General features: G+C 55.7%; 22 protein-coding genes. 9 read left to right on the plus strand and 13 right to left on the minus strand.

What is annotated here, in order from left to right:
* Positions 1–218: 218 nt before the first annotated feature.
* A complete protein-coding gene (locus tag FJW00_RS04580; protein WP_140923160.1) occupies positions 219–698 on the minus strand; it encodes an OB-fold protein in 480 nt (159 codons plus the stop codon).
* A 674-nt stretch (positions 699–1,372) separates the two neighbouring features.
* On the minus strand, positions 1,373–1,522 hold the full coding sequence (locus tag FJW00_RS22710; RefSeq protein WP_140923161.1) for a helix-turn-helix domain-containing protein: 150 nt from the start codon (positions 1,520–1,522) through the stop codon (positions 1,373–1,375).
* A 159-nt stretch (positions 1,523–1,681) separates the two neighbouring features.
* Between FJW00_RS22710 and FJW00_RS22520 the strand changes: the two genes are divergently transcribed.
* Positions 1,682–1,909: a hypothetical protein gene (locus FJW00_RS22520; RefSeq protein ID WP_258317015.1), complete on the plus strand. Its 228-nt coding sequence runs from the start codon at positions 1,682–1,684 to the stop codon at positions 1,907–1,909.
* Between the two features lie 423 nt (positions 1,910–2,332).
* Here FJW00_RS22520 and FJW00_RS04600 read toward each other — a convergent pair whose 3' ends face one another.
* From FJW00_RS04600 to copC, 3 genes are read right to left on the minus strand one after another with little or no spacing between them, the layout of a single operon-like run.
* On the minus strand, positions 2,333–2,680 hold the full coding sequence (locus FJW00_RS04600; protein ID WP_009089760.1) for a YebY family protein: 348 nt from the start codon (positions 2,678–2,680) through the stop codon (positions 2,333–2,335).
* 28 nt (positions 2,681–2,708) lie between these two features.
* Positions 2,709–3,584: a copper homeostasis membrane protein CopD gene (gene copD, locus FJW00_RS04605; protein ID WP_140923162.1), complete on the minus strand. Its 876-nt coding sequence runs from the start codon at positions 3,582–3,584 to the stop codon at positions 2,709–2,711.
* 5 nt (positions 3,585–3,589) lie between these two features.
* On the minus strand, positions 3,590–3,967 hold the full coding sequence (copC, locus tag FJW00_RS04610) for a copper homeostasis periplasmic binding protein CopC (protein WP_140923163.1): 378 nt from the start codon (positions 3,965–3,967) through the stop codon (positions 3,590–3,592).
* Between the two features lie 151 nt (positions 3,968–4,118).
* Between copC and FJW00_RS04615 the strand changes: the two genes are divergently transcribed.
* Both FJW00_RS04615 and exoX read left to right on the plus strand, forming a co-directional pair.
* Positions 4,119–4,352: a DNA polymerase III subunit theta gene (locus FJW00_RS04615; RefSeq protein WP_046101977.1), complete on the plus strand. Its 234-nt coding sequence runs from the start codon at positions 4,119–4,121 to the stop codon at positions 4,350–4,352.
* Positions 4,349–5,020, plus strand: coding sequence for an exodeoxyribonuclease X (exoX, locus tag FJW00_RS04620; RefSeq protein ID WP_181161900.1), 672 nt, complete (start codon positions 4,349–4,351; stop codon positions 5,018–5,020). Before FJW00_RS04615 ends, exoX begins: the two co-directional genes overlap by 4 nt.
* On the opposite strand, the gene FJW00_RS04625 is transcribed toward exoX, so the two are convergent.
* Both FJW00_RS04625 and FJW00_RS04630 read right to left on the minus strand, forming a co-directional pair.
* Positions 5,014–7,077, minus strand: coding sequence for a prolyl oligopeptidase family serine peptidase (locus tag FJW00_RS04625; RefSeq protein ID WP_009089752.1), 2,064 nt, complete (start codon positions 7,075–7,077; stop codon positions 5,014–5,016). The two genes, exoX and FJW00_RS04625, sit on opposite strands and share 7 nt — an antisense overlap.
* Positions 7,078–7,193: 116 nt before the next feature.
* Positions 7,194–7,850, minus strand: coding sequence for a tellurite resistance TerB family protein (locus FJW00_RS04630; RefSeq protein WP_058957325.1), 657 nt, complete (start codon positions 7,848–7,850; stop codon positions 7,194–7,196).
* A gap of 167 nt (positions 7,851–8,017) precedes the next feature.
* On the opposite strand from FJW00_RS04630, the gene purT reads away from it, so the two are divergent.
* A complete protein-coding gene (purT, locus tag FJW00_RS04635; protein ID WP_046101980.1) occupies positions 8,018–9,196 on the plus strand; it encodes a formate-dependent phosphoribosylglycinamide formyltransferase in 1,179 nt (392 codons plus the stop codon).
* 34 nt (positions 9,197–9,230) lie between these two features.
* On the opposite strand, the gene FJW00_RS04640 is transcribed toward purT, so the two are convergent.
* Both FJW00_RS04640 and zwf read right to left on the minus strand, forming a co-directional pair.
* On the minus strand, positions 9,231–9,869 hold the full coding sequence (locus FJW00_RS04640; RefSeq protein ID WP_009089747.1) for a bifunctional 4-hydroxy-2-oxoglutarate aldolase/2-dehydro-3-deoxy-phosphogluconate aldolase: 639 nt from the start codon (positions 9,867–9,869) through the stop codon (positions 9,231–9,233).
* Positions 9,870–10,081: 212 nt separating this feature from the next.
* Positions 10,082–11,557, minus strand: a complete 1,476-nt coding sequence (gene zwf / locus FJW00_RS04645; RefSeq protein WP_009089746.1) for a glucose-6-phosphate dehydrogenase — start codon at positions 11,555–11,557, stop codon at positions 10,082–10,084.
* Positions 11,558–11,921: 364 nt separating this feature from the next.
* On the opposite strand from zwf, the gene FJW00_RS04650 reads away from it, so the two are divergent.
* From FJW00_RS04650 to FJW00_RS04660, 3 genes are all read left to right on the plus strand, one after another.
* The gene (locus FJW00_RS04650; RefSeq protein ID WP_181405350.1) at positions 11,922–12,800 is read left to right on the plus strand and encodes a MurR/RpiR family transcriptional regulator; all 879 of its coding nucleotides are present in this window, start codon (positions 11,922–11,924) and stop codon (positions 12,798–12,800) included.
* A 107-nt stretch (positions 12,801–12,907) separates the two neighbouring features.
* Complete coding sequence (pyk, locus tag FJW00_RS04655) at positions 12,908–14,350, plus strand: pyruvate kinase (RefSeq protein WP_009089741.1); 1,443 nt, start codon at positions 12,908–12,910, stop codon at positions 14,348–14,350.
* Positions 14,351–14,434: 84 nt separating this feature from the next.
* Complete coding sequence (locus FJW00_RS04660; RefSeq protein WP_140923165.1) at positions 14,435–15,667, plus strand: MFS transporter; 1,233 nt, start codon at positions 14,435–14,437, stop codon at positions 15,665–15,667.
* Between the two features lie 27 nt (positions 15,668–15,694).
* On the opposite strand, the gene lpxM is transcribed toward FJW00_RS04660, so the two are convergent.
* From lpxM to znuA, 3 genes are all read right to left on the minus strand, one after another.
* Positions 15,695–16,669: a lauroyl-Kdo(2)-lipid IV(A) myristoyltransferase gene (gene lpxM, locus FJW00_RS04665; RefSeq protein ID WP_111207757.1), complete on the minus strand. Its 975-nt coding sequence runs from the start codon at positions 16,667–16,669 to the stop codon at positions 15,695–15,697.
* Positions 16,670–16,794: 125 nt separating this feature from the next.
* Positions 16,795–18,126 (minus strand): murein DD-endopeptidase MepM, encoded by a 1,332-nt coding sequence (gene mepM, locus FJW00_RS04670; RefSeq protein WP_046101985.1) that lies wholly within the window; start codon positions 18,124–18,126, stop codon positions 16,795–16,797.
* A 13-nt stretch (positions 18,127–18,139) separates the two neighbouring features.
* Positions 18,140–19,087: a zinc ABC transporter substrate-binding protein ZnuA gene (gene znuA, locus FJW00_RS04675; protein ID WP_111207756.1), complete on the minus strand. Its 948-nt coding sequence runs from the start codon at positions 19,085–19,087 to the stop codon at positions 18,140–18,142.
* A 77-nt stretch (positions 19,088–19,164) separates the two neighbouring features.
* Here znuA and znuC point away from each other — a divergent pair, with 77 nt between their 5' ends.
* Together znuC and znuB are read left to right on the plus strand one after the other, a co-directional pair.
* The gene (gene znuC / locus FJW00_RS04680; protein WP_140923166.1) at positions 19,165–19,920 is read left to right on the plus strand and encodes a zinc ABC transporter ATP-binding protein ZnuC; all 756 of its coding nucleotides are present in this window, start codon (positions 19,165–19,167) and stop codon (positions 19,918–19,920) included.
* The gene (gene znuB / locus FJW00_RS04685; protein WP_140923167.1) at positions 19,917–20,702 is read left to right on the plus strand and encodes a zinc ABC transporter permease subunit ZnuB; all 786 of its coding nucleotides are present in this window, start codon (positions 19,917–19,919) and stop codon (positions 20,700–20,702) included. Before znuC ends, znuB begins: the two co-directional genes overlap by 4 nt.
* Here znuB and ruvB read toward each other — a convergent pair.
* Positions 20,699–21,703 carry a Holliday junction branch migration DNA helicase RuvB gene (gene ruvB, locus FJW00_RS04690; RefSeq protein ID WP_009089728.1) on the minus strand — a complete coding sequence of 335 codons (1,005 nt, stop codon included), beginning with the start codon at positions 21,701–21,703 and terminating at the stop codon, positions 20,699–20,701. The two genes, znuB and ruvB, sit on opposite strands and share 4 nt — an antisense overlap.
* Between the last annotated feature and the right edge of the window lie 7 nt (positions 21,704–21,710).

Raw genomic sequence — 21,710 nt, forward strand, 5'->3', positions numbered from 1 at the left:
CCTTTGCTCAGCATTAAAAAAAATACATCCAATTATAAATAAGACGGAGAATAGAATTAAGTTGAAATATAACCTTTGTCGTGTATCGAGTTTTTTGTAAAAGTTAATCACTTTGCATAAAGCTCTTTTAACGCTGCTATCTTCGGACATAACTACTCCATGTCAATTTTATATCAATTAAAAATAGGCGCCATTTAAATAATTAGCGCCTATCTATATTAGTTGAATGAGCAGTTTCGACCTGAAGGTGCTCCGATGATGCGAGACATTTTTTCACAAACGATCACTACCTGCTTGCCTTTTTTTAAAGCTATTGCAGCAGATTTTTGCGAGTCCTTCATTTCAAGTCGTGCGGGCATAAATTCATTATCAGTCTTCAAGCTGATAATAATTGAATCTGTAAAATCTTTGTCGATAGACTGCACAATGCCAGTCATTGCAACAAGTTTACCTTTCAACTGTTCATCAACTGCGACTTCATTTTCTTCATAATCATTGAATAATTTACGAGCTGTCGTCTGATAAATAGGTTTTTGCGGAGGGCTAGTCTTAGCTGGAGGATTTTGTGACACCGATTGTGGTTGATTAGACTCAGTAGAACTTGATGTAGTGTTTCCATCTTCGTTCTTACCCGCGAAGTAACCAATTACCATCAACCCAACAAAAATGTAAAGTATCCACTTCAGTATCTTCTTCATTACTATATCCTTATATCTAAAAATTATTTTTAACGTTTGCACAACTACCCCAAGAGGAGTTACTTCATTAACATTGCATTCAAAGCTTGATGCCTTGCCAACAATGTTAATTTTATTTCCGGGAGCTCTATCGACATAGTAAACATCTAAACCACCGTCAATATCAACAACCTATCTTCCGTTACTAATATTTTCACATCCCAAATCCACAAGCCAAGATTTAGATATTGACTCGATGAATACTGGACCGATTATCTAACCCGAAATGAACGACTTATTGAAATGATAGAATACATTTTCTGTCAGTTTCCCAGCAGACAATTTTATTTTTAAAAACTTTTCTAATTTGAGAGTACTCAGAATTAATGTTTGAGTCACTACGCCTCGGTTCACGTTTTCCCGTAGCCAACCACTCTAAAGAAACGTCCGTGACAATCGCTCAAGTTACAGCCTGATCACCAGGAAATAATTTCGACGCATCCAAATACTAACCGTACCTGATGAAATTTCTCAAAGCTCGCAGAGTTGTTATTGAACGGTATAGCCATAAGCATCAAAAATCTGGCACAATACGGGCCAAGCGCCATTAGCTACAACCTCAAAATAGAGTATTGCTCTTATGGAGGTTTATATTAAATTACAAAGTTTGCATTTGCAAGTTTTCCAAATGCTAATCAACGCAAATCAGCACCAGTATCAATTGCACACTTTATGGTGGCATTACCCGGAACGCTGTCTTTTTGTGTCGAGCCACTTATATTATTTAATGGGATATCAAGAGCAACGGCCAAGTCTTTCTGAGTGTTGATGCCATAAGAATACATCAGCCTTTCGAGAATCTGAGCGCTACTCCCTTCTGTTCAATCATAAAAGAACACCCATAAGTAATGAACAATCATTTATCAAGTCGTATTCACGATCTAAGGCATACTCGCACCACATGAAACACCATAGAAAAAACAACCGCAAGGAGATACTTCGTTATGCATACTGAAAATGCAAACAGTCAGTACGCATTTAATTTAGTGCAATCTCAAGGTTTTATTGCCAATGTCGCAGCGATTTTGATGCCAGCCATCAGCGAAGCAGTAAACGACGCTATAAAGAAGGCTGTCACGCTGACCACATCTCCAACAATGCCCAAACAGGACTTCGCTGCAGCTAACGCATTTGCCTGTCAGTGCTTGAAAAATGGATTGCTAAAGGTGTAGTGCTCCTAGCCCCTATCCCCTCTTTCGCCTACATGCACTTCGCGCACGACCATCTTGAAGATGCGATTCGCTGCAATCCGCTGGCGTTAATGGCAAAAAAATGGCGACACAGAGTGCAGCTGAGTAGAAGAGAATAAAACAGGATGGCGTTTAACTTTTTGGTTTTAATCCAGGATATTGTTTTTAAATACCAGCCAAAAAAAGACCGAATACGATTCCTATATTCGGTCCAGGGAAATGGCTCTCGAGGAGCCGTGCGCTAAAAGTTGGCATTTATGAAGGCGATAACGCCTTGCAACTTAAGATTAGAACAGCGCGGAGGAATTGCCAGCTGAGGCACGGCACAGGGCCATAAACAGGATCAGTTTGTGATCGCAACGGCAAAAAACAGTCGGGCGCAGCGTGATGCTGCACCCGGCAGGCTTACTTACCGCACAGCGCCTGAGTGCGCTCAACAATCGGCTGCAGGCTCATCATCTGGCCCGGATGCGCTTTATCCTCGCTCTGGATCACGCTGATCGGCTGCGCTTTCACCTGATTGCTTTTAAACAGCGCATCCGCTTTGTCGTTCAGCGGGTATTGCATCAGCGTGCTCGGGTTGATGGCAAACATGGCACCGTCTTTCTCGCAGGTCAGCATCACCTCTTCACGATTAAACGGCCACTTATCTTTACCGATCTCAAAGCGGCTGACGGTAATGATTTGTGCCGCCAGCGCCTGGCCGCATACAGATAATAACAGGATTGCGGGGACCACTTTCTTCAGCAACATAACTGCCCTTTTCTCTCTTAAATCACATTCAGGCTGGCGACAGCGTGGCAAACACGCTGACCAGCCCAACCACGCCACACGCCAGCAGCAGTTCGAGCTGTGTCATGCGGATAAATTTTTGCTGGGTGCCGCTACCCGCGACGCGGAAACGCGGCACCAGCCAGTAACGGTTAATCAGCGCCACTCCCACCATCAGGGCCACCAGCAGCACTTTCCCCAGCAACAACAGACTATAGCGGGATGCGTGCCATGTCAGCGGCCAGCCCAGGATCATCAGGCTGTTCACCCCGCCGGTCAGCAGCGTTAACGCGACCGCCAGATGACCGTAGCGCGAAAAGCGCATCATGGTGCGGATCGCATCGGTGCGGCGATCGATCTGGCGCGCTTCACGCATCAGCAGCAGAAGCGGAACAAGTCCCCCCACCCAGAACGCTGCCGCAATCAGGTGCAGCGCATGGTTGATCTGATGCAGCAGGCCAGGCCAGCCTTCCCGCATCGCGGCATGCCCCGTCAGGGCCATACCGGCCAGTTGCAGCACGCCTGCCAGCAGTAAGGCCTGCTGGCGCAGTTGCGCGGTCAGTAACAACGCCGACACGGCGAGCACGCTGAACACGATTTCCCACTGCCACACCGCACCGAAATGGGTGCCCAGCACCGCCAGCCAGATGTCAGGCTGAAGCAGATTGGCGCTGTCGCCACTCATCAGCACATTCTGGCAGGCCAGCATCGCCAGCGCGCTGAGCAGGGCCAGCCACGCACTTCCGTTTACCAGCGGATTAAGTCGCCGCGCCAGTTGTGGACGATAACGTTCTGGTGCCAGCAGCGCGCTGTAGCAGGCGCTGGCGGTCAGCAGCATCACGGCAGCAAAATGGAGCGCACGCAGCGCTGGCCAGAGGGTTATCACGACGCTTACTTCACGCTGAAGCGGTAGCTTCCTGCGGTTTTGTGTCCATCCACCGACAGGACTTGCCAGTTAACCTGATAGCGCCCCGCTTTCAGTGGCTGAGGCAGGCTGACAATCAGCCGATCTTTGTGGCCGGACGCTACGCGCGCCTTCTCCGTCGCAACAGGCTTCTGATGATCGTCAAGCAGCGTAACGCCGCTGAACGCGGGTTCAATCTCTTCAGTGAAAGTCAGCGTCAGCGCATCGGTAGCGGTTGTTACTTCTGCTTTGGCCGCCGGCGTGGAGGCGCGAAGATGGGCATGCGCAGCTGCCAGCGAGCTGAATGCCATCGCACCGGCTGCCACCAGCGTAATAACCATGCGGGAAATGTGTTTTTTCTGCATCAGATCATCCTTTTAGCCGCCGCCAGGGCGATAAACGAGGCAAAAGGATACGCTGCTGCATTTGCACTGTCGAGGCCAGCAATGCGATCCTTAATCCTTGATTCAGACCGGCGAAAACATTACTTTTGCCCCCTGTCATCAGGAGAATATTATGAGCCATAACCTTGCCCTGCTGTCCCAGGACGAGAAAGATAAGTTAAACGTCGATTTAGCGGCTGCGGGCGTGGCGTTTAAAGAGCGCTATAACATGCCGGTGGTTGCTGAGATGGTGGCGCAGGAGCAGCCCGAAGCGCTGCGTGACTGGTTTCGTCAGCGTCTGATGCATTACCGTCAGGCGTCACTGAGCCTGTCACGCCTTCCTTACGAACCGAAGATGAAGCAATGATGTTTCGTGTCATAGATACCGAAACCTGCGGCCTGCAGGGTGGCGTGGTGGAAGTGGCCTCCGTCGATGTGGTCGATGGCCAGATTGTGAATCCGATGAGCGATCTCATCCTGCCTGATCGTCCCATCAGCCGTCAGGCGATGGCCGTGCACCGCATCACCGAAGCGATGGTGGCCGGAAAACCGACCATCGAAGAGGCGATTCCGCGCTACTACGGCAGTGCCTTCTATGTGGCACATAACGCCAGCTTTGACCGCCGGATGCTGCCGGAGATGTTTGGCGAATGGATCTGCACCATGCAGCTGGCGCGTCAGCTCTGGCCGGGCATCAAATATGGCAACCAGGCCCTGCGTCATTCCCTGAAGCTGGATGTTACCCCTCCAGCCGATCTGCATGCGCACCGCGCGCTCTATGACTGCTATGTGACGGCGGCCCTGCTGATCCGCATTATGGAGACTTCGGGCTGGAACGCCTCCGAGATGATTGTGCGCTCACAACCGGCGGCCCAGCGCGACGACATTCTGCCATTCGGCAAATACCGTGGTCAGGCGATTGCGGTGGTGGCGCGCAAGGATCCGGGCTATCTGAAGTGGATGCTGGATAACGTCAGCGATCTGCGCCCGCCACTGCGGCAGGCGCTGCGTAAATACCTGACCGAGCCTCAGTAATCCTCTGCCGGGGGCAGGGTGCCCTGCGCCAGCCCCAGCAGGAAGGCATACTCCATCGCGATCCCTTCATAGGCTTTAAAGCGCCCCGATTTGCCGCCATGTCCGGCATCCATATCGGTGCAGAGCAGCAGCAGATTATTATCGGTTTTCATCGACCTCAGTTTCGCTACCCATTTGGCCGGTTCCCAGTACTGAACCTGCGAATCGTGCAGGCCGGTGGTGACCAGCAGATGCGGATAGGCTTTTGCCTCAATGTTGTCATAGGGGCTGTACTGGCGGATGTAGCGGTAGTACTCCGGATCGCCGGGATTGCCCCACTCATCATATTCGCCGGTCGTCAGCGGGATCGACTCATCGAGCATGGTGGTGACAACATCCACAAAAGGAACCTGCGCCACAACGCCATGGAAGCGCTGCGGTGCCATGTTGATCACCCCGCCCATCAGTAAGCCCCCTGCGCTGCCGCCCATGGCGTAGAGACGTTCCGGATGCCCTATCCCGCGCGCCACCAGCGCATTGGTCACGTCGATGAAATCCGTGAAGCTGTTCATTTTGTTCAGCAGGCGACCGCCGTCATACCACTGCTGCCCCAGCTCCCCGCCGCCGCGCACCTGAATCAGGGCAAACACAAAGCCGCGATCCAGCAGGCTCAGACGGCTGACGCTGAAATCGGCATCCATGCTGCTGCCATAGGCGCCGTAGCCATAGACCAGCATAGGATTCTGGCCGGGCTGGTAGTGTCTGCGATGATAGACCAGCGACACCGGCACTTCGGTGCCATCGCTGACTTTTATCCAGTGGTGCTCGCTTTTGTAATCGTCGGCGTTGAACCCTTTGACCGCGCTCTGCTTCAGGATGCGGCGCTCACCCGTGTCCATATCCAGCTCAAACAGCGTGGTCGGTGTGGTCATTGAGGAGTAGCCGTAGCGCAGTTTGCTGGTGCGCGGCGTCGGATTGTAAGCCAGCCAGGTGACGTAAGTGGGATCGTCAAAGGCGATGCCACTGGTTTCGCCGCTGGCCCAGTTAATCTGGCGCAGGCTGGTCAGGCCGCGCTGCCGCTCTTCAACCACCAGCCAGTCGCGGAACAGCTGGAAATCTTCCATCACCACGTTTTCACGCGCCGGGATGAGAGTCTCCCAGCGGGATTCATCCAGATAACGGCTGCGATAGAGCCCGAAGTTTTCGCCTTCCCGGTTAGACCGGATAAAGAACTGATGCTCGTAGTGATCGATGCTGTATTCATGATCGCGGCGGCGCGGCAGAAACACATGCGGCTGCGCATCGGGGAAATCAGCATCGATCAGCTGAATCTCGCTGGTGTTGGTGCTGTAGAGCGCAATCATGATGAACTGCTTTGAGGTGGTCTTGTGGACGCTCAGATGATAGGTGTCATCCTGCTCTTCATAAACCAGCTGATCATCAGACTGCGGCGATCCCAGCTCGTGTCGCCAGACCTGATAAGAGAGCAGCGTCTGCGGGTGTTTCCGCACGTAGTAGAGCGTGCGGGAGTCGTTACCCCAGGCGAAGCTGGAGGAGGCGTTGCTCAGCACTTCAGGATACCAGCTGCCGCTCTCAAGGTTGCGGAAGCGGATGCCATACTGGCGGCGCGAGAGAAAGTCCTCGGCCAGCGCCATCACGCGGTTGTCGGGGCTGATATGCAGCGCGCCCATGGTGTAAAAGTCGCTGTGTGACGCGCGCTGGTTGGCATCCAGCAGCAGGGTCCACTCCGCCGACTCCTCGCTCGCCGCAGGCTGCCGGTAATAGGCCGGATACTCATTGCCGCTCTGATAGCGACTCTGATAGCGGTAGCCGTTTTTGACATAGGGCACTGAGTGATCTTCCGGTGGCAGCCGGTCGATGATCTCTTTTAATACCCGGTCCTGCAGCGGCTGCTGCGACGACATGACTTTTTTGCCGTAATTATTTTCGGCACGCAGGTAATCAAGCACTTCACTGTTTTCGCGCTTATCGTCGCGCAGCCAGTAATAGTTGTCGACGCGCGTCTCGCCATGCAGCGTCATTTCATGAGGAATTTTTTTTGCAATGGGAGCTTTCATCCATCCGTCTCCGTGAACGTCATGATCTGTAAGCGTAACACTTAAGTGGCGGGAAGCCAGGGGACAGCGAGGAAGCGGCGGCAGGCGGGGCCTCTTCTGAGGCCCGCCAGGAGAAGTTAACTGGCCGGAAGACGGGCTTTTTCGGCCTGGATATCCTGCTGAATGCCGTCGCGGACATCCTGAGGGATTTTCAGCGCGTCACCCAGCGCAGAGAGGTAGCTGCGTTCCATGAAATGATCGACGTCAATGGCGGCGCAGCTGAGGAAATAGAGCTCCAGCGCCTCTTCCTCGTTCTTCACGTCAGCGGCCAGCCACTGCGGATCCAGCGGGCGATTCATCGCTTTCTGGATCAGCTTTTCCGCATCCTGACCGTAGCCGGACTGATGAATATTCTGCTCAATAGCGGCACGCTCCTGATCGTCGATGTGTCCGTCGCTTTTGGCGGCAAACACCAGCGCCGTGACCAGACGCTCAGCGCGCAGATCGACCGGTGTCTGCGACACGCCGAAGTCCGGTTCATTCTGATGCGCGTCGCTGATCCGCTGTTTGTATTTGTTCCACAGTACCGCACCCGCCGCCGCCCCGCCGCCGATAATCAGCGCCTGGCCGCCATATTTCGTCAGCAGTTTGCGGGAAGACTTACTGCTGATCAGCATTGCGGCCAGCCCCCCCAGCGCGCCTGGTGCCAGCATATCGCTCAGGCCTCCGCCCGATTTACCGTCACCGCCCTTCTTCGCCAGTACCGACTGAATCTGTTGCAACCAGTTGTTCATCATCCGCTCCTGTTCACGATGTCAGCCTGCTATCCTGGCGAAAGGGTTGTCAGGAAACGTCAGAGCGGGAAAAGTAAGGCAAATGGCGGCGTTGTATGGACGAAGGGTGAGAACGCAAACGTTTTCGTTTATACTTGCGCGCCAATTTTGACTGCTTAGGTGAATGTATGACAACTCTCGGAACGGCGCTGCGTCCGGCGGCAACACGTGTGATGCTTTTGGGTTCGGGTGAACTGGGTAAAGAGGTGGCGCTGGAGTGTCAGCGTCTGGGTGTGGAAGTGATTGCGGTCGATCGCTACCCGGATGCCCCGGCCATGCACGTGGCGCATCGCAGCCATGTGATCAACATGCTGGATGGTGCGGCCCTGGCTGCGTTAATCGCGCAGGAGAAACCTGACTTTGTGGTGCCGGAAATTGAGGCTATCGCCACGGATACCCTGGTTGAGCTGGAGCAGCAGGGCCAGCGCGTGGTCCCTACAGCCCGTGCCGCACGGCTGACCATGAACCGTGAAGGGATTCGTCGCCTCGCTGCGGAAGAGTTATCCCTGCCGACCTCACGCTATCGCTTTGCCGACAGCAAAGCGCGCTTTGACGAAGCCGCCGCAGAGATTGGCTTTCCGTGCATCGTAAAACCGGTCATGAGCTCCTCCGGCAAAGGCCAGAGCTTTATCCGTGACGCCAGCCAGCTCGACAGCGCCTGGGACTATGCGCAGCAGGGTGGCCGCGCCGGAGCCGGTCGCGTCATCGTAGAGGGCGTGGTTAACTTCGACTTTGAAATCACCCTGCTCACCATCAGTGCCGTTGACGGCATCCATTTCTGTGCGCCGATTGGTCATCGTCAGGAAGATGGCGACTACCGCGAATCCTGGCAGCCGCAGCAGATGAGTGATGTGGCGCTGCAGCGGGCACAGGAGGTTGCCGCGCAGGTGGTCAAGGCGCTGGGTGGCTATGGTCTGTTCGGCGTCGAGCTGTTTGTCTGTGGCGATGAGGTGGTGTTCAGTGAAGTGTCACCGCGTCCCCATGATACCGGCATGGTCACGCTGATTTCGCAGGATCTGTCAGAGTTTGCGCTGCACGTGCGGGCGTTCCTGGGTCTGCCGGTTGGCGCAATTCGTCAGTATGGTCCGTCCGCCTCGGCCGTTATCCTGCCGCAACTGACCAGCCAGAATGTGCAGTTCGTCAACGTCGAAGCGGCGCTGGGTGCCGGTCTGCAATTGCGCCTGTTCGGTAAGCCGGAGATCAGCGGTCAGCGTCGTTTAGGCGTGGCGCTGGCGAGCGGTGAGACGACGGATGAGGCAATTTCGCGTGCCGTTGCCAGCGCAGCAGCGGTGACGGTTCAGGGGTAACAGCGTGCGGTGAGCAGACGCTCACCGCTTCAGCTTACTTCGCGCCTTCAACGGCTTCACGCGCCAGGCGGGTGATGCGATCCCAGTCGCCCGCTTCCAGTGCATCATTCGGCACCAGCCAGGAGCCGCCGATGCAGAGCACGCTTTTCAGCGCCAGATAGTCACGGTAGTTTGCCGGAGAGATCCCGCCAGTCGGGCAGAAACGGACCTGCGGGAAAGGCCCGCCAATGGCCTGCAGCGCTTTGACACCGCCATTCGCCTCGGCCGGGAAAAACTTAAATTCGCGCAGACCGTAGTCCATTCCGGTCATGAGTTCAGAGACGGTGCTGATACCCGGAATCAGGGGAACCGGCCCTTCCACCGCGGCCTTCAGCAGTGATTCCGTAATCCCCGGACTGATAACAAACTGCGCACCGGCATCGGTCACCTGCTGAAGCTGCTGCGGATTGATGACGGTTCCCGCCCCCACAATCGCCTCCGGCACCTCTTTGATCATCGCACGCAACGCCTCCATCGCGACGGGCGTGCGCAGCGTCACTTCCAGCACCCGGACACCGCCCGCCACCAGCGCTTTTGCCATCGGCACGGCATGTTCCAGCTTATTCACGACGATGACCGGCACCACAGGTCCGGTGGTCAGAATCTGTTCAGCACTCATCTTCCAGTTTTTCATCAGTTCCCCTTGATTAATAACACCGGGATAGCAGCCCGGTCACGGAGCCTCGGCTCCTGCCCTGTAATGATGACACTACCATACATGATCGGCTTCCGGAGCGTCCATTACCCTGCTCTCATTTTGAAACGGCAGTTCAGTTTTATCTGCCTGCGCCAGTCGGATGACGGGCAAAAAAAAAGCCCGCGTTGCGGGCTTCTTCATGACGACGATTATTCGAACTCGTTCCAGGAACGGCCATCGCGGGTAATCATCGCGACGGAGGCCACCGGACCCCAGGTGCCAGCCTGATACGGTTTAGACGAGTCACCATCCGCAGCCCAGGCGTTGATGATGGAGTCGACATAGGTCCATGCCGCTTCAACTTCATCGCGACGCACAAACAGCGCCTGAATCCCGCGCATGCTCTCCAGCAGCAGACGCTCATAAGCATCGGCCAGGTGCGACTGGTTAAACGTCTCAGAGTAGCTCAGATCCAGCTTGGTGGTCTGCAGCTTATGCTTGTGGTCGAGACCTGGCACTTTGTTCAGGATTTCGATATCCACCCCTTCGTCCGGCTGCAGACGAATGGTCAGCTTGTTCTGCGGCAGCTCTGAGTAAGAGTCTTTAAAGAGGTTCATCTCAGGGTTTTTGAAATAGACCACGACTTCAGAACATTTGGTTGGCAGACGCTTACCGGTACGCAGGTAGAACGGAACACCCGCCCAGCGCCAGTTGTCGATATCGACGCGAATCGCCACGAAAGTCTCGGTCGCGCTCGATTTGTTGGCACCCTCTTCCTCCAGATAGCCGGGGACTTTTTTACCCTGTACAAAGCCGGAGGTGTACTGACCGCGCACGGTTTTCTCACGCACGTTGGTCTGGTCGATGCGGCGCAGCGAGCGCAGCACTTTAACTTTCTCATCGCGGATGCTGTCTGCGCTGAGATCGGACGGCGGCGACATGGCGATCATGGTCAGGATCTGCAACAGATGGTTCTGGATCATGTCACGCATCTGGCCCGCTTTGTCGAAGTAACCCCAGCGACCTTCGATACCCACCTCTTCGGCCACGGTGATCTGCACGTGGTCAATGGTACGATTGTCCCAGTTGTTCACGAAGATGGAGTTCGCGAAGCGCAGCGCCAGCAGGTTAAGCACCGTCTCTTTGCCCAGATAGTGGTCAATACGGAACACCTGGCTCTCATCGAAGTATTCGCCAACGCTGTCGTTGATCTCCTGTGAGGTTTCCAGTGAAGTGCCAAGCGGCTTCTCCATCACAACACGCGCCGGTTTGGCGTTCAGTTTCGCCGTGCCCAGTCCCTGACAGATGGCACCGAAGGTGCTCGGCGGCATGGCGAAATAGTTGATGGTGGTGCGGTTTTTCTGATCGAGCATCTTGCCCAGTTTAGGGAAGTGCGTGGTGTCGTTGACATCGAGGTTGCAGAAGTCGAGACGGTTGCTGAGTTTATCCCACAGCGCTTCGTCAACTTTCTCCTTCATGAAGGTTTCCAGCGCTTCACGTACCACTTTGGTGTATTCCGCTTTGTCCCACTCAGCACGTCCGACACCAATAATGCGGGTTTCCTCATGGATCTGACCCGCTTTCTCTAACTGGTACAGTGAAGGCAACAGTTTACGGCGTGCAAGATCGCCTTTGGCACCGAAAATCACCAGATCGCATGCCTGGGCTGTTTGTGTTACCGCCATTTTCCTCTCCTCGTTGCAGGATAGTCCGGTGGTGATGCATCCTCTGCCACCGGGTCCAGGTTATTATTTTCTTTCCGCACAATGTACTTTTTTCCCTGCGCCAGGTAAACCAACTCGCCGGGCTAACCGCATTAACTCTGTACCGGATAAGCAAAACCGGTGTGATGACGCGTGCGGATTGTCGGTTTTTTCTGTATCCGGGGGTGTCAGTGAAATTTGCCCGGGGTCAAAGTATCCCAAAAAAAACGCAAATCGGCTTGTCCGTCACTGCGCCCGCCCCCCGCTGACGCGATATAGTCTCTGTTAATCAGCTCTGACGACAGGGATTTCTGAAATTGCTAAAAATGATAATGGTCATCAGCTTATGAACATGCTGGAAAAAATTGAGGTGCAGCTCGCTTCGCTGAGTAAAGCGGAACAGAAAGTCGCCCGGCAGATTCTGGCGGCGCCGCAGGCGGCGATGCACGCCAGCATTGCCACTCTGGCACGCGAAGCCTGCGTCAGTGAGCCCACGGTCAACCGCTTCTGCCACCGTTTAGGCGCACGCGGTTTTCCCGACTTTAAACTGCAGCTGGCGCAAAGCCTGGTGCAGGGCAGCAACTGGGTGAGCCGGGGTGTGGAGGAGGATGACAGTGTGGAGAACTACAGCCACAAAATCTTTGACTCCGCGCTGGCAGGTCTGCAGCGGGTTCGGGATCAGCTGGAGAGTTCGCGGCTGCAGCAGGCGGTCACTCAGCTTGTGCAGGCCGATAAAGTCGCCTTTTTCGGTCTGGGCGCCTCCGCTGTGGTGGCCCATGACGCCTTTACCAAATTCCTGCGCTTTAATATTCCTGTCATCTGGTCTGACGATATTGTGATCCAGCGCATGAGTTGCATAAATAGTCGAGCCGGTGACGTTTTTGTTCTCATTTCACATACTGGGCGCACAAAAAATATGGTAGAACTGGCTCGCCTGGCCCGTGTAAACGGTTCCACCGTTATTGCCATCACCTCTCCCGATTCACCCCTTGCCGATGAAGCCGCCATCGCTTTAGTGCTTGATGTCCCGGAAGATACTGATGTCTATTTGCCGATGGTGTCGCGCCTGGCGCAGTTGACCGTGATCGATGTGTTAGCGACCGGCTTTACCCTTGAACGGGGTGCGCCGTTCCGCGAAAACCTGAAGCGCGTGAAAGAGGCGCTGAAAGCGTCGCGTTACGAAAAGCAGTCTCCAGGGAAAGAGGATGCACCGCAAAAAAATTAACATCACATTTACAATGTGAGTCGTATCACACGCTGTCGATCATATAGAATAGATAACCATGCTGTGTCCACTGATCCGGACACGCTTAAATGTTTACGGAGTCCCCGATGTCAAGACGTCTCAGAAGAACCAAAATCGTTACTACCCTCGGCCCGGCCACCGATCGCGACAACAATCTTGAAAAAATCATCGCGGCGGGCGCGAACGTTGTACGACTCAATTTCTCTCACGGCACGCCAGAAGATCACCAGCTTCGTGCAGATAAAGTGCGTGAGATTGCCGCTAAACTGGGCCGCCACGTTGCGATCCTTGGCGACCTCCAGGGGCCAAAAATCCGTGTTTCGACCTTTAAAGAAGGCAAAGTTTTCCTGAATATCGGCGACCGCTTCCTGCTGGATGCCACCCTGGGTAAAGGGGAAGGCGACAAAGAGCGGGTGGGCATCGACTATAAAGGCCTGCCGGAAGATGTGGTGCCAGGCGATATCCTGCTGCTGGATGATGGCCGCGTGCAGCTCAAAGTGCTGGAAGTTCAGGGCATGAAAGTCTTTACCGAAGTCACCGTGGGTGGCCCGCTGTCGAACAATAAAGGCATCAACAAGCTGGGCGGCGGCCTGTCGGCGGAAGCGCTGACTGAAAAAGATAAGGCGGACATTATTACCGCCGCCAGAATCAAGGTCGATTATCTGGCCGTCTCCTTCCCGCGCTGTGGCGAGGATATGAACCTGGCGCGTCGTCTGGCGCGTGAAGCCGGTTGTGATGCCCGTCTGGTCGCGAAAGTGGAGCGTGCTGAGGCGGTCGCCAGCCAGGAAGCGATGGATGACATCATTCTCGCCTCTGACGTGGTGATGGTGGCCCGTGGCGACCTGGGCGTCGAAATTGGCGACCCGGAACTGGTCGGCATTCAGAAGGCGTTGATTCGCCGCGCCCGCCAGCTTAACCGCACCATCATCACCGCGACACAGATGATGGAGTCGATGATCACCAATCCGATGCCGACCCGTGCCGAAGTCATGGACGTGGCGAACGCCGTACTGGATGGCACCGACGCCGTGATGCTCTCCGCGGAGACCGCCGCAGGCCAGTATCCGGCTGAAACCGTCTCGGCGATGGCGAAAGTCTGCCTGGGCGCGGAAAAGATCCCGAGCGTTAACGTCTCCAAACACCGTCTGGACGTGCAGTTCGATAACATCGAAGAAGCGATTGCGATGTCATCCATGTACGCCGCGAACCATCTGCAGGGCGTAACCGCGATCATCACCATGACCGAGTCGGGCCGTACGCCGTTGATGACCTCGCGCATCACCTCAGGCCTGCCGATTTTTGCCATGTCACGCCATGAGCGCACGCTGAACCTCACCGCGCTCTATCGCGGCGTCACCCCGGTCTACTTCGACAGCAACAACGACGGTGTGGCTGCGGCACACGATGCCGTCAATCTGCTGCGTGACAAAGGTTTCCTGGTATCCGGCGATCTGGTCATCGTGACGCAGGGTGATGTGATGGGTGCCACCGGCACGACCAATACCAGCCGCGTGCTGCGCGTGGATTAATTAAGCCCGGATTGACATTGTCAGTGTAGAATCAGTAACGCGACTGCCAGCCAGTCGCGTTTTCTTTTCTGACAAGGAGGCCAGATGGCCCGTTTTCACCCCATCAGCCAGCTGACCGGCCGGATTCTGCTTTTCCCTCTGGCATTAGTGCTGTTTGAGTTTGCCACCTATATTGCTCACGACATGATCCAGCCGGGCATGCTGATCGTCACCAGCGAATTTGCTGTCGGCCCGGAGTGGGTCTCCACCTCACTGACCGCCTACCTGATTGGCGGCGTGGTACTGCAATGGCTGCTTGGTCCGCTCTCTGATAAGTTTGGCCGCCGCCCGGTGATGCTCGCCGGCATCCTGTTTTTTGCCATCGCCTGTATCCTGACCAACTGGGTCAGCTCCATTGAGGAATTTGTCAGCCTGCGCTTTATTCAGGGCATCAGCCTCTGCTTTATTGGTGCAGTGGGTTATGCCGCGATTCAGGAAGCCTTTGATGAGGCGCTGGCGGTGCGCATGATGGCGCTGATGGCCAACGTGGCGCTGCTGGCTCCCCTGGCCGGCCCGCTGGCTGGTGCAGCCTGGCTGACCGTCGGCAGCTGGCGCAGCATGTTCTGGCTGTTTGCCGCCTGCAGCCTGGTGGCGTTCGCGGTGCTGTGGCGGGTCATGCCCGAAACTGCGGGCGACCGCAGTCACTCTATCGCCCTGCCCAGTCTGGCGCGCAACTATGGCCGGCTGATGAAGGATCGGCTGGTGATGTCCGGTTCTTTTGCCATCGGCATGGTCTTTATCCCGATCCTCACCTGGGTTGCCCTCTCGCCGGTGATCCTGATGCATGACGAAGGTCTGTCGCGGATGCAGTATGCCCTGCTGCAGCTTCCGGTCTTTATGGCGATGATCGCCGGTAACCTGACGTTGAGTAAGCTGGCGGGACGCGTGCCGATTGAGCAGCCGGTGAAGTTTGCTGCCTGGCCGATTCTGATCGGTCTGAGCCTGGCGCTGGTGGCGAGCCTGCTGAACAGCCATGGCTATCTGCTGATTACGGCCGGTCTCAGCCTCTACGCTTTTGGTGCAGGCATGGTGAACGCCGGGCTCTACCGCCTGACGCTGTACGCCAGCAATGAGGGTAAAGGCAGCGTGGCGGCGATGCTGGGGATGATCAGTATTCTGACGCTGGCGGTGGGGATTGAGCTGGCGAAGAGTGGCTACTTCAGCGGTGGCACACTCTGGTTCTGCCTGATCAACTTTATCAGTGGCGTACTGTGGTTTGGTCTGGTGATCCTGTTTATGCGCGAGCGAAAGCGTCGCAGCAAACTGGACGCGTTATAAAAAAAGGCCGCTTGCGCGGCCTTCAGACTATTTGCGTGGATAGAGCTCTTTGCGCGAGTAGGGTTCGATGTCACCCTCTTTGCGGGTCTTCAGCAGCTTGAGGATCCACGTGTACTGCTCAGGATGCGGGCGGACAAAAATTTCCACCTCTTCATTCATCCGGCGAGCCAGCTGATGATCATCCGCTTCAAGCAGATCATCCATCGGCGGACGCACATAGATTTCAAGAATATGCCGCTCACTGTTATAGACCGGGAACAGCGGCACCACGCGAGCGCGACACACTTTCATCAGTCGGCCGACTGCGGGCAGCGTTGCTTTGTAGGTCGCGAAGAAGTCAACAAACTCGCTGTGCTCGGCGCCATGGTCCTGATCGGGCAGATAGTAGCCCCAGTAGCCCTGGCGCACCGAACTGATAAACGGCTTAATGCCATCATTTCGGGCATGCATCCGGCCACCGAAACGACGACGCGCGGTGTTCCAGGCATAATCGAGCAGCGGATCGCTCTGATTATGGAACATCGCCGCCATCTTCTGCCCTTCTGACGCCAGCAGCATGGCCGGAATATCTACCGCCCAGCCGTGAGGCACCAGGAAAATCACATTCTCCTGCGCGGCTTTCATCTGGTCGATAATTTCACGACCATGCCATTCGACACGCTGACGAATGCGGGCCGGATCGCGCAGCACCAGCTCGGTCATCATCGTCATCGCCTGCGGTGCAGTCGCAAACATTTCGTCCACCAGCGTGGCGCGTTGCGCTTCGCTGAGTTCCGGCAGGCAGTAATAGAGGTTAATCAGCGCACGACGACGCGCACCCTTTGCCAGCTTACCGGCGAACCGGCCTAAGCGGCTTAACAGCGGATCGCGCACTTTTGGCGGTAAATAAGCCAGGCCGGCCAGTGCGCCAATCGCCAGCCAGCTGCCCCAGTATTTCGGTTTGAGAAAAGATCGTTCAAAAACGGGAATGAATTCAGTGTTATTTTTTTTACGGGTTTCCATGCACTCGCCTCAAGCAATGACCGGCTAATGATAGTGGCGGCAAACAAATTTGCAATCATCACGGTCCGGATAACAAAAAACCGACGGGGAAACCGTCGGTTTTTATGCAACCTGATGAAAATCGCTTACTTAAGGCCCAGCTGCGGCAGCCAGGATTTCACCTGTGCCAGGTACTCGCTGCGCTCTTTACCGGTCAGGCCTTCCATGCGCGGCAGTTTCGCCGTTAATGGATTGACCGCCTGATTATTGATCCAGATTTCAAAATGCAGGTGCGGCCCGGTTGAACGTCCGGTATTACCGGACAAGCCGATACGGTCACCGCGCTTCACTTTCTGACCCGGCTTCACCAGCACTTTCTTCATGTGCATATAGCGCGTCATATACTGACGGCCATGACGAATGGCAACATAGTTACCGGCGGCACCGCCATTTTTCGCCACGACGATCTCGCCATCTCCGACAGCCAGTACCGGCGTGCCGATCGGCAGTGCAAAGTCGACGCCCTTGTGCGGCGCAATACGCCCCGTCACAGGGTTCAGACGGCGCGGATTAAAGTTAGAGGAGACACGATACTGCTTAACCGTCGGGAAGCGCATAAAGCCGCGCGCCAGGCCGGAGCCGCTGCGATCGTAGAACTTGCCATCTTCGGCACGGAACGCGTAATAGTCTTTGCCCCCGCTGCGCAGGCGCACGCCCAGCAACTGGCTCTGTGCACTTTTACCGTCCAGCATTTCGCGCGACATGAGAACGCTGAACTGATCACCGGCACGCAGCTTGCGGAAGTCCATCTGCCACTGCATCGCTTTGATGACGGCGCTTGCTTCAGCGCCGCTCAGTCCGGCCCGCATGGCACTGGCAGCAAAACTGCCACGCACTTCGCCCTGCATGACACTGTTGCGCCATTCGCCCTTCTGCATCTCCGCTTCCATCTTAAAGCCACCCTTCGGGGTGCGCTCATAGGTGCGGGTTTCACGACGGGAGATTTCCCAGCTCAGGGTTTTCAGACCGCCATCATCATCCAGCGTCCAGCTCAGCTGCTGACCCACCTGCAGATTTCGCAGGTCGCGGTCGCTCACCACCAGCGCATTGATGTCAGCGATATCGATGCCATACTGATTCAGGGCGCTGCTCAGCGTATCGCCGGAAGAGACGGTGTAGTCATGCACGCCTGCCGTATCCGGCACGTCGGTGTCGACATCATCTGCAGGCAGCTCTTCGTCCGGTTCCGGTGTGCTCTGATCGATAGGCTCACTGGCTTCTGGCAGCAGCGTACGAAGTTCACTTTTGTCCAGCTCGATCGTTTTGACGATAGGCGTCACGTCATCGGTGGGATGGTAAACATAAGGCCGCCAGACAGCGACGGCCAGAGTGACTACAGTTAAAGAACCCAGCATTACGCGGTGGGGGCGCGGCAAATTATTAAATGCGAGGGCGACAGAGCGGGCTATCTGCTGCACTTTTACCTATTCCTCATGCTCCTTTCAGGCAGCTTTCATACTGGCCCGACAGCTGTGAGAGGAATTTCACATAGCTGTCTTTTGCCAGACTGATGTCTGTCCCCAGCGGGTCGAGCGTGCCTTTATGCACCTGCGTTCCGCGGGCAACAGCATCGATGACTGCTGGCCTGAATTGTGGCTCAGCAAAGACGCAGACCGCCTTTTGCTCAACCAACTGTGTTCGTATCTGGTGTAAACGCTGTGCGCCCGGCTGAATTTCAGGATTCACGGTAAAATGCCCGGCAGGCGAGAGACCGTAGTGCTTTTCAAAGTACGTGTAAGCGTCGTGAAAAACGAAATATCCTTTATTTCTGACCGGAGCAAGTTGTGCGCTAACGCGTTTGTCCGTGTCTGCCAACGCTACCTCAAACTGCTGGAGGTTGGCGTCAAGTTTGGCTTTATCTTGCGGCATAAGTTCCAATAATTTTCCATGGATTGCAACCGCGGTCTTGCGCGCAATCTCTGGCGACAACCACAGGTGCATATTAAACTCACCGTGATGATGGTGATGGGCGTCGGCATCCTGTTCTTCAGAATTTTCCGCTGCGTGTTCATCTTCATCTTCACCGCCGCTAATCAATAACGGTTTTACGCCGTCGATGTCGACCATAGCGAGATTTTTTTTGGCCGGAAGTTCAGATGCAGACTTTGCCATAAACGCTTCCATTTCAGGGCCAACCCAGACGACTAAGTCCGCGTTTTTTAAGCGTTTTGCATCAGAGGGGCGCAGGGCATAATCGTGTTCAGAGGCACCATCTGGCAGCAGGACATCAACCGGGGTAACACCATCGGCAATGGCTGCGGCGATAAAACCGACCGGTTTTAATGAGGCGACGACGTTGGCCTCTGCAGGAAGGGTTAACGAAGCTGAAACAGCGAGGGCCGATAAGGCGAAAATTGCGCCTTTTTTATTATGTAACATATTGCGTCATTCCATCGTGACCATGAAGTGGAATGTGATATTATAACATTCGAAATTCTGTGCAACCTGTAAATACTATGACCTCACTTGTCACACTTGATAACGTTTCGATAAAATTTAACCAGCGCAACGTGTTATCGGGCGTCAGCCTGGCGTTGCAGCCTGGCCGTATTCTCACCCTGCTCGGGCCTAACGGCGCCGGTAAGTCTACGCTCGTCCGTGTGGTGCTGGGTTTGCTCGCCCCCACCAGCGGGACGGTTCAGCGCCATGCCGATCTGCGTATTGGCTATGTGCCACAGAAATTGCATATCGATCCGACGCTGCCGGTGACCGTCGAACGCTTTATGCGTCTGACCCGCGGCAGTAAACAGGCGGAGATCCTCCCCGCTCTGAAACGCGTGCAGGCGGGCCACTTACTCAACGCGCCGCTGCAAAAACTCTCGGGCGGCGAAACGCAGCGTGTGCTGCTGGCGCGCGCCCTGCTCAACCAGCCTCAGCTGCTGGTGCTGGACGAGCCGACGCAGGGGGTGGATGTCAACGGTCAGGTCGCCCTCTATGATCTGATCAATCAGCTGCGCGTTGAACTGAACTGCGGCGTGATGATGGTCTCTCACGACCTTCACCTGGTAATGGCCAAAACCGATGAAGTGCTCTGCCTGAATCACCACATCTGTTGTTCCGGTACCCCCGAAGCGGTGTCACAGCATCCCGAATTTATCGCCATGTTTGGTCCGCGCGGTGCGCAGGAGCTGGCGATCTACCGTCACCATCATAATCACCGTCACGACCTTCAGGGACGTATCGTTTTACGCAAAGGACAGGGTTCATCATGATTGAGTTGTTATTACCGGGCTGGATAGGCGGCGTGATGTTAGCGCTGGCTGCCGGCCCGCTGGGTTCGTTTGTCGTCTGGCGCAAGATGTCCTACTTCGGTGACACTCTGGCACACGCCTCCCTGCTCGGCGTCGCGTTTGGCCTGCTGTTTAACGTTAATCCTTACTATGCGGTCATTCTGGTGACGGTCTGCCTGGCGCTGGGTCTGGTCTGGCTGGAACGGCGCCCCCATCTGGCAATCGACACGCTGCTGGGGATCATGGCGCACAGCGCGCTGTCGCTGGGTCTGGTGGTCGTCAGCCTGATGAAGAATGTGCGCGTCGATCTGATGGCCTATCTGTTCGGCGATCTGCTGGCGGTGACGCCAGACGATCTCTGGATGATGGGCGGTGGCGTGGTGGTTGTGCTGCTGGTGATGGCATGGCAGTGGCGATCGCTGCTGTCGATGACCATCAGCCCGGAGCTGGCGCAGGTGGATGGCGTCAATATTCAGCGCACCCGGCTGATCCTGATGCTGATCACCGCACTGACCATCGGTGTCGCGATGAAGTTCGTGGGGGCGCTGATTATCACGTCGCTGCTGATCATACCGGCGGCGACCGCCCGGCGTTTTGTTCGTTCGCCGGAAGGCATGGCAGCCGTCGCGGTGGTGATCGGGGGCATCGCTGTGACCGGCGGGCTGACCTTCTCCGCGTTCTATGATACGCCAGCCGGCCCTTCAGTGGTGCTGTGCGCCGCCATCCTGTTTATCTTCAGCATGGTGCGCAAGCCCGCCGTTTAATCTTCGCGCGTAATGCCGAAGTGACGATAAGCATGCTGCGTGGCGAGACGGCCACGCGGTGTGCGCTGAATGAAGCCCTGCTGAATCAGGAAGGGTTCAATCACATCTTCGATGGTTTCGCGCTCTTCACCGATGGCCGCCGCCAGGTTGTCCAGTCCGACCGGCCCACCCATAAACTTATCGATAATGGCCAGCAGCAGTTTGCGGTCCATATAGTCAAAACCTTCACTGTCCACATTGAGCATATCAAGCGCACTGCAGGAGACTTCACCGCTCATCTCACCGTTGGCCCGGACTTCGGCGAAGTCACGAACCCGGCGCAGCAGACGGTTGGCGATACGCGGCGTGCCGCGGGCGCGGCGGGCGATCTCTAACGCACCGTCGTCACTCAGCGCCAGACCGAGACAGGCGGCGCTGCGGCCCACGATATGCTGCAGATCCTTAACCTGATAGAACTCCAGCCGCTGAACAATGCCAAAGCGGTCGCGCAGTGGCGAGGTCAGTGAGCCGGCACGGGTGGTGGCACCAATCAGGGTAAACGGCGGCAGGTCGAGCTTAATCGAACGGGCTGCCGGGCCTTCACCAATCATGATATCCAGCTGATAATCTTCCATCGCCGGATAGAGCACCTCTTCCACGACCGGCGAGAGGCGGTGGATTTCATCAATGAACAGCACGTCGTGCGGCTCAAGGTTGGTCAGCATCGCCGCCAGATCCCCGGCTTTTTCCAGTACCGGGCCCGAGGTGGTGCGCAGGTTAACGCCCATCTCGTTAGCGACGATGTTCGCCAGGGTGGTTTTACCCAGCCCCGGCGGACCGAAGATTAACAGATGATCAAGTGCATCACCGCGCAGCTGCGCGGCCTTGATGAAAATCTCCATCTGCTCACGCACCTGTGGCTGTCCGACATACTCATTCAGCAGCTTTGGCCGGATGGCGCGATCGATAATCTCTTCTTCGTTAACGCTGGCAGCGGAGACCAGACGGTCGGCTTCTATCATCACTTAC

The sequence above is a fragment of the Pantoea anthophila genome (assembly GCF_006494375.1).
In the GTDB taxonomy this organism is placed as follows: Bacteria; Pseudomonadota; Gammaproteobacteria; order Enterobacterales; family Enterobacteriaceae; genus Pantoea; species Pantoea anthophila.